The sequence below is a fragment of the Microbulbifer zhoushanensis genome, assembly GCF_021729055.1.
Taxonomy (GTDB): domain Bacteria; phylum Pseudomonadota; class Gammaproteobacteria; order Pseudomonadales; family Cellvibrionaceae; genus Microbulbifer; species Microbulbifer zhoushanensis.
Genome location: NZ_JAJSAO010000003.1, coordinates 22,039 through 35,489, shown reverse-complemented (window position 1 = coordinate 35,489; position 13,451 = coordinate 22,039). Strand labels below are relative to the sequence as shown.

Below are 13,451 nucleotides of genomic sequence, written 5' to 3'. Positions count from 1 at the left end.
CGGTGTCGGTTGAAGTCAGGGTACAGGAGCACGAATTTGATACCGGCGCCGAGTTCGGGCTCTTGCGTGCGGACAATCACAGTGACGGCGCCACGACGATATTCGTCGGTTCGGTGCGTGATTTCACCAGCGGGGACCCGGTCACGGCACTGGCACTGGAGTACTACCCGGGAATGACGGAGAAGGTACTGGCGGATATCGGGCAGCGTGCGCTGGAACGCTGGTCCCTGGGGCGGGTGCGGATCCTGCATCGGGTGGGCCAACTGGTTCCCGGTGACGATATTGTATTTGTGGGGGTGACCGCCCCCCACCGCCAGTCGGCCCTGGATGCATGTGGCTATATCATCGACCTGCTAAAGACCGAAGCACCTTTCTGGAAAAAGGAAAGTGGCAGCGGTAGGGCGCGGTGGGTGGAATCTCGTGCCAGTGATCACGAGGCCCTGGAGAAGTGGCGCTGACAAATTGGCTGTAATGGAATGGCAAGAAATGATAGAAAGCTCGCCAATGGCACCTGAATGTGAGGCTACCGTTGCGTCGTAAATGACGCCATTTCTGCAGCAAAGAAAGCGGCGGGTATATTTTCCCAGCCAGTTTTTCAACCTTAGGAATAATCGCTATACCCTTGTTGACTGGGGAAAATACCGCTTTTGCCAGTAGGGTAGAGGCGATTATGGCGTTGAATATCAATTGCAATGATTGATTCTGGTAGTGGTTTTTCCCATAACCCTTTTTTTATGGCCACTATTGATCCCGTTGATACCGGGCTTCAGTCTCTTTTGTTTTCATAAATTTCCCCCCGTGGTTAGAATCGATTCCAGCGATGTCCCCAGGCAGGCCATTTGGTTACCCATGGAACTGCATTTCGTGTGTGCCACGGCGAGCCAGCTGGTCGACCTGGTGTTTTCATAACAATGACAGAGGGAGTAACGCGTTGATCATAGCCATACCAAAAGAATCCGCTCCGGGGGAGGCGCGGGTTGCGGCCACGCCGGAGAGCGTGCGGCGCATGCAGGATCTGGGTTTTTCCGTCGTTATCGAGAAAGGGGCTGGCGCTGCCGCAAGCTTTGCAGACGAAGCTTACCGGGAGGCTGGTGCGGAAATCCGTGAGGACGCCGCGGCCTGCCTGAAAGATGCGGGCCTGGTGTTCAAGGTCCAGGCGCCCACCGATGAAGAAATAGAGTTGATTCCCTCTGGCGCTACCCTGGTCGCATTCCTCAAGCCGGCTCAGAGTGAAGAGTTGCTGGAGAAGCTTGCGGCAAAGAATATCAATGCCCTGGCGGTGGAGTCGGTACCGCGTATCTCCCGCGCGCAGAAAATGGATGCGCTGAGCTCCATGGCAAATATCGCCGGTTACCGGGCTGTGATCGAGGCGGCGCATAACTTCGGGCGCTTCTTTACCGGCCAGATCACCGCTGCCGGTAAAATCCCGCCGGCCAAGGTGCTGGTGATCGGTGCCGGTGTCGCGGGCCTGTCCGCGATTGGTACCGCCAAAAGTATGGGCGCCATGGTCCGTGCGTTCGATACCCGTGCAGAAGTGCGCGAGCAGGTAGAATCCATGGGTGCCGATTTCCTTACTGTGGAGATCGAAGAGGAGGGTTCTGGCCAGGGTGGCTATGCCAAGGAAATGTCCCAGGCATTTATCGATGCCGAGATGGCCCTGTTCCGTGAGCAGGCGAAAGAAGTGGATATTGTTATCACCACCGCCCTGATCCCGGGCAAGCCGGCACCGAAATTATGGCTGGCGGACATGGTCGACAGCATGCCGGAGGGCTCTGTCGTGGTGGACCTCGCCGCGGAAATGGGTGGCAACTGCGATTACACCGAAAAAGACGAAAAGGTGGTGAAAAGCGGTGTAACCATCATCGGTTACACCAACCTGCCGAGCCGGGCCGCCACCCAGTCCTCAAAGCTTTACTCCACCAACCTGACCCACCTGCTGGCTGAGCTGGCGCCAGAGAAGGATGGCGAGATCAATATCGATTTCGAGGATGAAGTGATTCGCGGTGCCACGGTGGTTCGCGAAGGGGAAATTACCTGGCCACCACCCGCTCCCAAGGTTTCTGTGCAGCCCAAGCCTGCCCCGGAAAAGTCCGCGGAAGCCGCACCGAAACCGGAAGCCAAGGCGCCGAAGAAAACGTCGCCGCTGTCGATCCTGGCCTTCTGGGCCATTGCCGGGGCCCTGCTGCTCTGGCTTGGTCGGGTGGCTCCAGCTGACTTTGTCTCGCACTTTACGGTTTTTGTGCTGGCCATTTTCGTCGGCTGGCAGGTGATCTGGAATGTTACCCATGCCCTGCACACACCCCTGATGAGTGTTACCAATGCCATTTCCGGCATTGTCGTTGTCGGTGCGCTGTTGCAGGTGGGGGCTACGGGCTCGGGCCTGGTGACATTGCTGGCGTTCGTTGCAGTGCTCGTGGCCAGCATCAATATCTTTGGTGGGTTCTTTGTTACCTACCGCATGCTGAAAATGTTTCGGCGTTAACTGGAGAGGAGAATAACAATGAACGGTATGATTTCGATGGCGTATCTCTTCTCCGCGGTGATGTTTATTCTCAGTCTCGGCGGGCTGTCCAGTCACGAGACCGCGCGGCGGGGCAATATCTACGGCATGGTGGGTATGGCGGTGGCAATCATTGCCACTATCGCGGGTATCGTCTCCGGCGCCTACTGGATGGTGGCTATTGCCATGGCCGTCGGCGCGGTGATCGGTATCTTCCTGGCGCGGCGAGTGGCCATGACCCAGATGCCGCAGATGGTGGCATTGCTGCACAGCTTCGTGGGCCTGGCCGCGGTACTGATCGGCTGGGGAGGCTTCCTGGACCCGCGCCTGAACCTGACTGGTGCCGAGCACATCGTGCACAACACCGAGATCTTCCTGGGGATCTTTATCGGTGCGATTACCCTCACCGGTTCACTGGTGGCATTCGGCAAGCTGCAGGGAATCGTCAGCGGCAAGCCGCTGATGCTGCCGGCGCGGCACTGGCTCAACCTGGCGGCAATACTGGCCTGCCTGTTCCTCGGCTGGCTGTTTATTCCCGCAGACCTGGGTGCCGGCACTGTCCTTAACCTGCTGATCATGACGGCCATTGCCCTGCTGCTGGGTATCCACCTGATCGCGGCGATCGGTGGCGCGGATATGCCGGTGGTGATCTCGATGCTCAACAGCTATTCCGGCTGGGCTGCGGCTGCCACCGGTTTTATGCTGAGCAATGACCTGTTAATCGTGGTGGGCGCGCTGGTCGGCTCCTCCGGTGCCATCCTCAGTTACATCATGTGCCGGGGAATGAACCGCTCCTTTATCAGTGTGATCCTGGGTGGTTTCGGCTCTGACGGCGGTGAAGTGGGCGATGGCGAGGTCGACGGTGAAGTGGTAGAGACCAGCTTCGATGAAGTGGCGGATGACCTGGATGCGGCAGACAGCATTATTATCGTTCCGGGCTTTGGCATGGCCGTGGCCCATGCGCAGCAGGCGGTCAGTGACCTGACTGAAAAGCTGCGGCAGAAGGGCAAGACTGTTCGTTTCGGCATCCACCCTGTGGCGGGGCGCCTGCCCGGTCATATGAACGTACTGCTGGCAGAGGCCAACGTGCCGTATGACATCGTCCTGGAAATGGATGAAATCAATGGCGACTTTCCCGATACCGATCTGGTGCTGGTAATCGGCGCCAATGACACGGTGAACCCGGATGCGGTGGAAAAGCCCGGCTCGCCGATTGCCGGCATGCCAGTACTGGAGTGCTGGAAGGCGGGCAAAGTGGTAATTCTGAAACGTTCCATGGCCTCGGGTTATGCCGGGGTGGCCAATCCGCTGTTCTACAAGGAAAATGCCCGTATGCTGTTTGGCGATGCGAAAGACAGCCTGCAGACGGTACTGGGCAAGCTTTCCAGCTGATTCCAGGTGAACGGGTGGCTCTGCCACCCGGCTGGCAGAAAAACTGAGCGAACAACAATAATGCAATTCTCCAACGCCCCCTCGCTGGCCGGCCTGTCCCGGTCACTTCTTTTCAGCCTGGCCTGCCTGGCCGGCGGTTGCAGTGGCGGTGGGGGAGGGGGTTCCTCTTCCCCCGGGCCGGCCGCGGTCGATGGCGGAAGTGATGATGGCAGCACCTGGGAGCCCGGAGTCTTCCTGCCTGCCGACACTTATGCCAGCCGCTGTGAGTCGCCCCGGGCCGGCAGTGACTTCCCGGATGTCCAGGGTACGGCGCTGGATGAGAAGAACTGGCTGCGCTCCTGGAGCAACGACCTGTACCTGTGGTACGACGAGATCGAGGACCGTGACCCGGCCGACTTCGGCGTGCTGGAGTACTTCGACCTGCTCGTTACCAATGAGGTGACCGACAGTGGTGCCCGAAAGGATAACTTTCATTTTTACCTGTCCACCGAGGAGTGGGTAGCGCAGTCCCAGTCGGGTGTCTTCCTGGGCTATGGCCTGCAGTGGGCCGTACTGGAATCGCGTCCTCCGCGGGAGGTGTTGATCGCCTATACGGAGCAGGAGGGACAACCGGCAGGCGCCGAGCGTGGTGCCCGGGTGCTGGAGGTTGACGGTGTCGACCTGGTTAACGCCGATGACGATGCCGGTATCGAGGCGCTGAATGCCGGCCTGTTTCCGGAGAATGCCGGTGAGGAGCACGACTTCACGCTCGAGTATGTGGACGGTAGCGTGCAAACCATCACCCTGACCGCGGGCGCCTACGCGACGGATCCGGTGCAGTTCGTAAAGGTGGAAGAGGCGGCGCTGGGGCGCAAGGTCGGCTATTTGCTGTTCAATGACCATATCGCTATCGCCGAGAAGCAGCTGGTTGAGGCGGTGGAATACCTGGACGCCCAGGCTGTCGACGAGTTGGTTCTGGACCTGCGCTACAACGGCGGTGGCCTGCTTACCATGGCGAGCCAGCTGGCCTACATGATCGCCGGGGAAGTGCCCACGACCGGCATGACGTTCGAGCAGATGGTGTTCAACGACAAGCACCCGGAGATCAACCCGGTCTCCGGCCAGCCCCTGGATCCGCTGCCATTCATCGATGTCACCGGCAGCGGCGGTGAGCTGCCCCAGGGGCAGCCACTTCCGTCCCTGGACCTTCCGCGAGTGTATGTCCTTACCGGTGGCGCCACCTGTTCAGCCAGTGAGGCGATTATCAATGGGCTGCGAGGTGTGGATGTCCAGGTGGTGCAGATCGGCGAGCGGACCTGCGGCAAGCCCTATGGCTTCTACCCCACTGATAACTGCGGTACCACCTACTTCACCATCCAGTTCACCGGCGTGAACGCCAAGGGGTTTGGCGAGTACTCGGATGGCTTCGTCCCCAATGGTTCCGGCAGTGCCGGCGTGACGGGATGCACCGTTGCCGATGATTTTGCCAGCCCGCTGGGCGACCCCTCTGAGGCGCGCTTCGCCACTGCCCTCAATTACATCGAGACCGGTAGCTGCAGTGGAAGCCTCGCGTCTGGTACTTCCAGTGTGGTGAGCCAGGATGTGCGACTGCAGGGATCCGGCGGCCAGAGCGTCTTCAAGTCCATGTGGCGGGAAAACCGTATTCTGGGGGGGATGTGATGATGTGCCTCCTCTCCTCACGGCTCTCCCTGGCCGGCCTGCTGCTGGTGGCTGGGATAACCGGCTGCAATTCCTCCCCGGCCCAGGGTGGTGACGTGCCGGCGGTGCGCACGGGGATAAGCGAGGCTGGTAACGCCGAGTTACAGCGGGCGGTGAGTGAGGCCCTGGGCGGGGTGCCGGTGACGCTGTCGGAAACTGCATTTACCGACAGCAGCCTGCTGGTCATCGAGCGCAATCCGCCGCGGAGCCTGGACCAGCCCCATCTCGGTGGGCGCGAAATGTCTCAGCCTGTCCGATTCCGGTTGTCGCTGGGAGATGGCCACTGCTGGCTGCAGCGCCTGCCCGGGGGCGACCGCCGCCAGCTGGCGGCGGTCAATTGTGTGCCCGAGGAGCCGGCCCGGTAGGAAGGGGGAATCAGCGGAGCAGGTTCGAGGTGCGGGCCTTGGGTTTCTCGGCCGCCCGGAAGATCAGTGCGATCTTGCCAATCTCCTGCACCAGTTCTGCGCCACTCTGCTGGCAGAGCTCGGTGATGACCTGGTGGCGGAGGTCGCGGTCAGCCACCATCAACTTGACCTTGATCAGCTCGTGATCCTCCAGGGCCCGGTTGATCTCTTCCATCACGCCTTCACTCAGTCCCTTGCCGGCGACGGTCACGACCGGCTTGAGGTTGTGGCCAAGGCTGCGCAGGGATTTTTTACGCTCGGCAGTTAAAGGCATACAATACTCCATTACCACTGGGTATCCATTCTGGATACCGATTGTAGGAGCGGCCCCGGGCCGCGATCGGTGTCGGGTCAGCGGACCCGCGATCGCAGCCCGGGGCCGCTCCTGCGAAAGCTGTTTAGATACCAGGCATTGTAACCGATGGGCCGATCCAAAAGCAGCCACCGCTGGCTGCGCGAACATTTCAATGACCCCTATGTCAAACAATCGCAGAAGGAGGGCTACCGCTCCCGGGCAAGCTATAAGCTGCAGGAACTGCAGAAGAAAGACCGCCTGTTCAAGCCCGGGATGACGGTTGTGGATCTCGGCGCCGCGCCGGGTGGATGGTCGCAGGTTGCGATGGAACTGGTGGGTCACAAGGGCCGCGTGCTGGCCTCGGACATCCTCCCCATGGACCCGATCGCTGGGGTGGATTTCGTCCAGGGTGATTTCACCGAGGAAGCCGTGCTCAATACTTTGCTGGAGCATATGGGCGATGCCAGGGCCGACCTTGTGATTTCCGATATGGCCCCCAATATGAGTGGGGTGAGGGACGTCGACCAGCCGGCGGCCATGTACCTGGTGGAATTGGCCGTGGATATGGCGCGCGAGGTGCTGAAACCCGGTGGCGCATTCGTGGCCAAGGTCTTCCAGGGCGAGGGGTTTGACCAGCTGATCCGGGACCTGCGGGCCAGCTACAGCAGTGTCGTGACCCGTAAGCCCGGGGCCTCACGCCCCCGGTCGCGCGAGGTCTATGTGGTGGCGCGAGGCTTCAAGGGCGGCTGATTGCCGGAGAGGCCCGCGCTTCCCTGGAAATGCGATAGGAAAAGCGCTGCGTGACCGGCTGGTCCCTTCTGCCACATGCCCAGTCTGTGGTATAAGCGGACCCTGTGGTGGCGCAGCGGAACACGCGGTCAACATGCCTATCATACCTATACTGGTGTGACTGGATCTGGTGGCACTGCAATCAGTGTGGGCAGTGCGACTGCCGGCCGGCGAGTGCCGGCCCCGGGATTGAGCCCGGCGGGTCAGCCGGACCCGTGCGGAGGCAGTTTAAGTAAAGCAAGAGGGTGATCCCTTTGAACGATATGGCAAAGAACCTTGTACTGTGGCTGATCATCGCGGCGGTGCTGCTGATGGTGTTCCAGAACTTCAAGCCGCAGTCCAGGGATGAGTCCCTCAGCTACTCCGAATTTGTGAGCGACGTGCAGGCCGGGCAGGTGGAGAGCGTGGTCGTCGATGGCCTCGTGATTACCGGCGAGCGCGCTGATGGCAAGCGCTTCAAGACGATCCAGCCGCAGATCATCGATAACGAGCTCACCAACGAGCTGGTCCGCAACGACGTGAAATTCGTCGGTCGCGAGCCGGAATCCCCCAGCATCTGGCAGCAGCTGCTGGTGGCCAGTTTCCCGATCCTGATCATTATTGCCGTGTTCATGTTCTTTATGCGGCAGATGCAGGGCGGAGCCGGTGGCCGGTCCGGTCCCATGGCGTTCGGCAAGAGCAAGGCCCGCCTGCTGGGCGAGGACCAGATCAAGACCACTTTCGCCGATGTGGCCGGTGTGGACGAGGCCAAGGAAGACGTGCAGGAACTGGTGGAGTTCCTGCGTGATCCCACCAAGTTCCAGCGCCTGGGTGGCGCGATTCCCCGTGGCGTGCTGATGGCCGGCCCTCCCGGCACCGGTAAGACGCTGCTGGCCAAGGCCATCGCCGGCGAGGCCAAGGTGCCGTTCTTCTCCATTTCCGGTTCCGATTTTGTGGAGATGTTCGTGGGCGTGGGTGCCTCGCGGGTGCGGGACATGTTCGAGCAGGCCAAGAAGCAGGCTCCATGTATCATCTTTATCGATGAGATCGACGCCGTGGGCCGCCATCGCGGCGCCGGTGTCGGCGGTGGCCACGACGAGCGCGAGCAGACCCTGAACCAGCTGCTGGTGGAAATGGACGGCTTCGAGGGCAATGAGGGCGTAATCGTAATTGCCGCCACCAACCGCCCGGATGTGCTTGACCATGCACTGCTGCGCCCGGGACGCTTCGACCGCCAGGTGTTCGTTGGCCTGCCGGATATCCGCGGCCGTGAGCAGATCCTGAAGGTCCATATGCGCAAGGTGCCGGTGGCCGACACGGTTTCCGCTCAGACCATTGCGCGCGGTACCCCGGGTTTCTCCGGTGCCGACCTGGCCAACCTGGTCAATGAGGCCGCCCTGTTCGCGGCCCGAGCCAACCGTCGCACCGTGACCATGGAAGAGTTCGAGCGCGCCCGGGACAAGATCATGATGGGCGCCGAGCGCAAGTCCATGGTGATGAGCGAGAAAGAGAAGGTGAACACCGCATACCACGAGGCCGGCCACGCCATTATCGGTCGCCTGGTGCCGGAGCATGACCCGGTACACAAGGTCACTATCATTCCCCGCGGCCGGGCCCTCGGCGTGACCCAGTTCCTGCCGGAAGAGGACAAGTACAGCATCTCCAAGCGAGCCATCGAGTCGCAGCTGTGTTCGCTGTTCGGCGGTCGTATTGCCGAGGAGATGACCCTGGGCGCCGAAGGTGTGACTACCGGTGCTTCCAATGATATCGAGCGTGCCACCGAGCTGGCCCGCAATATGGTCACCAAGTGGGGCCTGTCAGAGAAGCTGGGGCCTCTGCACTACGGAGAAGATGAGAGTGGCCAGCCCGGCGCCGGTAACCCGGTGTCTGGCAAGACCTCCAACGAAATTGATACGGAAGTGCGCCGCATCATTGATGACTGCTACAACCGTGCGAACAAGCTGCTGGAGGAGAACCGCGATATCCTCGAGGCAATGAAGGATGCGTTGATGGAGTACGAAACGCTGGACGCGGAGCAGGTCGACGACCTGATGGCACGACGCAAGGTGCGGCCGCCCCGCGACTGGCACGACAATGATTTCGGGTCCGGTGGCAGTGGCCAGGCGGACGATACCGACAAGAGCCGCGATCCGTCGTCAGCCGATGAGGGGAATCCCGTCGGCGGGCCCCTGAACGGGCACTGAGTTCAATTGCGGTAGCGAAAACCAGGGTTCGCCCTGGTTTTTTTTATGGTAACCGCCGGCTGTGACCGGCAGGGCTACCTCAACCACAAACCTGGGGGGTAACGTGCAGCTAGAGTGTGCCGGACGAATCCTGGACCTTTCCGTTCCACGGGTGATGGGCGTTCTCAATACTACGCCGGATTCATTTTCGGATGGTGGCAGCTACTATCGCTCGGGCAGCCTCGACCTGGACATGGCCCTGGCCCGTGCCGAGCAGATGCTGCGGGAAGGTGCGGCAATCATTGATATCGGCGGAGAGTCCACCCGCCCGGGTGCGGAACCTGTGACTGAACAGCAGGAGCTGGATCGGGTGGTGCCGCTGGTGGAGGCAATCAGCAGCCGGCTCGGGGCGCTGATTTCGGTGGATACCAGCACGCCCGCGGTGATGTCAGCTGCAGCGGCAGCCGGCGCCGGAATGCTCAACGATGTGCGAGCCCTCGAGCGCCCCGGCGCCCTGGAAGCCGCGGCGGCCACCGGCCTGCCAGTCTGCCTGATGCATATGCAGGGTCAGCCGGGCACCATGCAGCAGGCCCCGGAATACAGTGATGTGGTGGCTGAAGTCAGAGGTTATTTACAGCACCGGATGCAGGCCTGTGAAGAGGTCGGGATCCCCCGCAGCCGCCTGATCCTGGATCCGGGATTCGGGTTCGGCAAGACAGATGAGCACAATCTAGCCCTGCTGCGGGAGCTTGAAAGGGTGGCGCCAGAGGGAACCCCGCTGCTGGCAGGGTTGTCGAGAAAGTCCATGATCGGGCGCCTGCTGGGCCGTGAGGTGAGCGAGCGCCTGCCGGGGAGCCTGGCGCTGGCCATGCTGGCGGCGCAGCGCGGAGCCCGCATACTACGGGTACACGACGTGGCGGCAACGGTGGATGTTCTCAGGTTGCAGCAACTGGTGGACCGGCCCGACTAGCCGCTGGTCCCCGGGTTATTCTCCAGAGGGGGCACTTGTGGTTGTCCCTAAAAAAGATGGAAGAGATGTAAAAGCATGGCAAGAAAGTATTTCGGAACTGACGGTATTCGTGGCCAGGTTGGTGAGGGACCGATCACCCCGGACTTCATGCTGCGCCTGGGCTACGCCGCCGGCAAGGTACTGGGGCAGATGGTCGGCGCCAAGCGCGGTGGGCACCGCAGCATCCTGATCGGCAAGGATACCCGTATTTCCGGGTATATGTTCGAGGCTGCCCTGGAGGCCGGCCTGATCAATGCGGGCGTGGATGTGGGCCTGCTGGGGCCGATGCCGACCCCGGCCATTGCCTACCTGACCCGTACATTCCACGCCCGGGCGGGGATCGTGATCAGTGCCTCCCATAATCCCTACCAGGATAACGGCATCAAGTTCTTCAGCGCCGACGGCAGCAAGCTGCCGGACCAGGTGGAACTGGACATTGAGGCGGCCATGGATCTGCCGATGGAAACTGCGGCGGACCTGGGCAAAGCCTGGCGGATCGACGATGCCGCAGCCCGCTATATCGAGTTCTGTAAGGCATCAACTCCCTGGGGGTTCTCCCTGGAGGGGCTGAAAATCGTGCTCGATTGTGCCAATGGCGCCACCTACCATATTGCGCCGAAAGTATTCCGCGAGCTGGGCGCAGAGGTGGTCGCGGTGGGAGTGAGCCCTGATGGCCACAACATCAATCTCGACTGTGGGTCCACCAGGCCGGGCCTGTTGCAGCAGACGGTACGCGAGCAGGGTGCCGACCTGGGCATCGCCTTTGATGGTGACGGCGATCGGGTGCTGTTCGCCGATCGCAATGGTGAGCTGGTGGATGGGGACCAGTTGTTGTTCCTGATCGCGATACATCGCCAGCAGTTCCTGGGTGGCTGCAGCGGGGTTGTGGGGACCCAGATGAGTAACTACGGTTTCGAGCTGGCCCTGCGCGAGCGTGAGATCCCGTTTGAGCGGGCCAAGGTCGGCGACCGCTATGTTCTCGAAAAGATGAGCGCCAATGACTGGAAGCTTGGCGGTGAATCTTCCGGGCATATCATCTGTGCTGATTCAACCACGACAGGCGATGGCGTAATTTCTGCCCTGCAGGCGCTGCGCGCCATCACCGACTTTGATGAGCCGCTGGATCAGCTGAAAACCCGTATGAAGATGCTACCGCAGCACATGATTAACGTGCGCCTGGCACACCGGGACGGGGTGCTGGACCACGAGGATGTCCGTACTGCTGTCAGCGAGGTGGAGGCCGAGCTGGCGGGACGCGGGCGGGTACTGCTGAGGCCCTCCGGTACTGAGCCCCTGATCCGGGTCATGGTGGAGGGCGAGAAGCGGACCCAGGTCGAGACCCTGGCGGCGCGTATTGCTGAAGTCGTGGCGCGCATCGGCAACAGTTAGTCCGCACGGGCTGAGGGCCGGGCTCGCCGGGAAAAACGCTGTTACATTAAGGTTGTATGTTGGCGGCAATATCGCTAAGATTTGCGCCCCTTGAAGGAGCACACATGCCGAATCCGCTGGTAGTAGCCAACTGGAAAATGAATGGCGACCGGGCGTTTGCCGGGGCCTTTTTTTCCGCACTGGATCTTTCCGGTGTCGTGGCCGACGTGGCGATTTGCCCACCTTTCCCCTACCTCATGCAGGTGGTTGAGAGTGCCGGCAAGGTGGGGTCCGGAAAGCTCTCTGTAGGTGCCCAGAACGTCAGCGCGGAAGAGGCCGGAGCCTTTACCGGTGAGGTCTCTGCGGACATGCTGGGCGATTGCGGGGCCCGATATGCAATTGTCGGGCACTCTGAGCGCCGCACTCTCTATGGGGAGTCCAGCGAGCTGGTGGCGAAAAAGTTTGCGGCGGTAAAGGGCGCAGGCCTGGTGCCCATCCTCTGTGTCGGTGAAACGCTCGAAGAGCGTGAGGCCGGCCGGACACTGGACGTGATCAGTGCGCAGTTGCAGGCTGTGGTGGATCATGCAGGAGCTGAGAGCTGGCGTGGTGTAGTGGTTGCCTATGAGCCCGTGTGGGCCATCGGTACAGGGAAAACCGCGACTCCGGAGCAGGCCCAGGAAGTACATCGCTTTATCCGGGAGCGCCTGGGTGAGGCTGGGGTTGAGACCCCACTGCTCTATGGCGGTAGCGTCAAGGGTAGTAACGCTGCAGCGCTGTTTGCGCAGCAGGATATCGATGGGGCACTGGTTGGTGGTGCCTCGCTCGATGCAAAAGAGTTTACTGGCATTTGTCGTGCGGCGGGATAATAGGCCCTGCTGACTGGCGGCGAACTGCGGAATATTGAATAATTGGGCCTGGCGCCCGAACAGTGGGTTTCCTGAAAATGGAAAAATTGGTTTTAATCTTTCACGTCCTGACAGCGCTGAGTATTATTGGCCTGATCCTGCTGCAGCAGGGTAAGGGTGCCGAAGCTGGAGCTTCATTTGGCGCCGGCGCATCCCAGACGGTTTTTGGTAGCCAGGGTAGTGGAAACTTTTTCTCCCGCCTGACCGCCATCATGGCCACTGTGTTCTTCGTAACCAGTTTTGGCCTGGCGATTCTGGCCAAGCAGGCTTCCGAGGCGAATGTCGACGCGGACCTGCCTGAAATCCCGGCTGCAGTAGAGCAGCAGGGTCCGGCGAGTGATCTGCCGGAAATGGAGAGCGACGTGCCGCAGGTGGAATCCGAGGCCGCAGGTGAAGTGCCCTCGGTAGGCGAGATTCCGGCGGAGTCTGGCGAGGCCGTTGACGACGTTCCCCAGGCGGAAGGTGAAGAAGAGCCGCAGCAGTAAGAGTATTGAGTTTTTGCCCAGGTGGTGGAATTGGTAGACACGCTATCTTGAGGGGGTAGTGGCCTATGGCCGTGCGGGTTCAAGTCCCGCCCTGGGCACCATATAAAAGTCTTCAGTTATCTGAAGCAATCCGAAAAGCCCCGCACAGCGGGGCTTTTTCGTTTCTGCTGTAGGGTGATCCGGTCAATGATAAGGCTGCAGCCTTTCTGGCGGCGGGCATTGACGCTGGTGGCTGTCCTGATGTCAGGGGTGCTGCGCGGGCGGGGCTCCACTCCCGAGCTGGGGGCGGTAAGGCGTTGCGATACGGCTTATTGTATTGCTGCCGAGCGCCTGCCTGACCACCGCTGTTTTAAGGTCGGGTCGGTGACGCGGGAAGAAGGTTAAATCCGGGCTTGAGCGGCCCTACACTTTCTGGGGGATAGCTGGTTCAGCCTGGCTTTGTTG

12 protein-coding genes and 1 tRNA gene are annotated in these 13,451 nt (G+C 60.9%); 12 read left to right on the top strand and 1 reads right to left on the bottom strand.

Going from position 1 to position 13,451, the window contains the following annotated elements; genetic code table 11:
• Positions 1-2 precede the first annotated feature (2 nt).
• The 5 genes from moaE to LVD10_RS06390 all read left to right on the top strand — a co-directional run bounded on the left by moaE (position 3) and on the right by LVD10_RS06390 (position 5,955).
• A complete protein-coding gene (gene moaE, locus LVD10_RS06410) occupies positions 3-458 on the top strand; it encodes a molybdopterin synthase catalytic subunit MoaE (RefSeq protein ID WP_237062518.1) in 456 nt (151 codons plus the stop codon).
• A gap of 473 nt (positions 459-931) precedes the next feature.
• Entirely contained in the window at positions 932-2,482 is a 1,551-nt protein-coding gene (locus LVD10_RS06405) for a Re/Si-specific NAD(P)(+) transhydrogenase subunit alpha (RefSeq protein ID WP_439651220.1), read from the top strand.
• Between the two features lie 18 nt (positions 2,483-2,500).
• Positions 2,501-3,892: a Re/Si-specific NAD(P)(+) transhydrogenase subunit beta gene (gene pntB / locus LVD10_RS06400; protein ID WP_233006181.1), complete on the top strand. Its 1,392-nt coding sequence runs from the start codon at positions 2,501-2,503 to the stop codon at positions 3,890-3,892.
• A 60-nt stretch (positions 3,893-3,952) separates the two neighbouring features.
• Entirely contained in the window at positions 3,953-5,551 is a 1,599-nt protein-coding gene (locus tag LVD10_RS06395) for a S41 family peptidase (RefSeq protein WP_237062516.1), read from the top strand.
• The gene (locus LVD10_RS06390) at positions 5,551-5,955 is read left to right on the top strand and encodes a hypothetical protein (RefSeq protein ID WP_237062514.1); all 405 of its coding nucleotides are present in this window, start codon (positions 5,551-5,553) and stop codon (positions 5,953-5,955) included. Before LVD10_RS06395 ends, LVD10_RS06390 begins: the two co-directional genes overlap by 1 nt.
• A gap of 10 nt (positions 5,956-5,965) precedes the next feature.
• Here LVD10_RS06390 and yhbY read toward each other — a convergent pair whose 3' ends face one another.
• Complete coding sequence (yhbY, locus tag LVD10_RS06385) at positions 5,966-6,268, bottom strand: ribosome assembly RNA-binding protein YhbY (RefSeq protein WP_233006178.1); 303 nt, start codon at positions 6,266-6,268, stop codon at positions 5,966-5,968.
• 147 nt (positions 6,269-6,415) lie between these two features.
• Between yhbY and rlmE the strand changes: the two genes are divergently transcribed.
• The 7 genes from rlmE to LVD10_RS06350 all read left to right on the top strand — a co-directional run bounded on the left by rlmE (position 6,416) and on the right by LVD10_RS06350 (position 13,108).
• Complete coding sequence (rlmE, locus tag LVD10_RS06380) at positions 6,416-7,039, top strand: 23S rRNA (uridine(2552)-2'-O)-methyltransferase RlmE (protein ID WP_233006177.1); 624 nt, start codon at positions 6,416-6,418, stop codon at positions 7,037-7,039.
• A gap of 302 nt (positions 7,040-7,341) precedes the next feature.
• A complete protein-coding gene (gene ftsH / locus LVD10_RS06375; RefSeq protein WP_233006176.1) occupies positions 7,342-9,261 on the top strand; it encodes an ATP-dependent zinc metalloprotease FtsH in 1,920 nt (639 codons plus the stop codon).
• 154 nt (positions 9,262-9,415) lie between these two features.
• A complete protein-coding gene (folP, locus tag LVD10_RS06370) occupies positions 9,416-10,210 on the top strand; it encodes a dihydropteroate synthase (protein ID WP_233006686.1) in 795 nt (264 codons plus the stop codon).
• 75 nt (positions 10,211-10,285) lie between these two features.
• Positions 10,286-11,638 (top strand): phosphoglucosamine mutase, encoded by a 1,353-nt coding sequence (glmM, locus tag LVD10_RS06365; RefSeq protein ID WP_233006175.1) that lies wholly within the window; start codon positions 10,286-10,288, stop codon positions 11,636-11,638.
• Between the two features lie 104 nt (positions 11,639-11,742).
• Positions 11,743-12,483 (top strand): triose-phosphate isomerase, encoded by a 741-nt coding sequence (tpiA, locus tag LVD10_RS06360; RefSeq protein ID WP_233006174.1) that lies wholly within the window; start codon positions 11,743-11,745, stop codon positions 12,481-12,483.
• Positions 12,484-12,560: 77 nt separating this feature from the next.
• Positions 12,561-13,007, top strand: a complete 447-nt coding sequence (gene secG / locus LVD10_RS06355) for a preprotein translocase subunit SecG (RefSeq protein WP_233006173.1) — start codon at positions 12,561-12,563, stop codon at positions 13,005-13,007.
• 15 nt (positions 13,008-13,022) lie between these two features.
• Positions 13,023-13,108, top strand: a tRNA-Leu gene (locus tag LVD10_RS06350).
• The last annotated feature ends 343 nt before the right edge of the window (positions 13,109-13,451 follow it).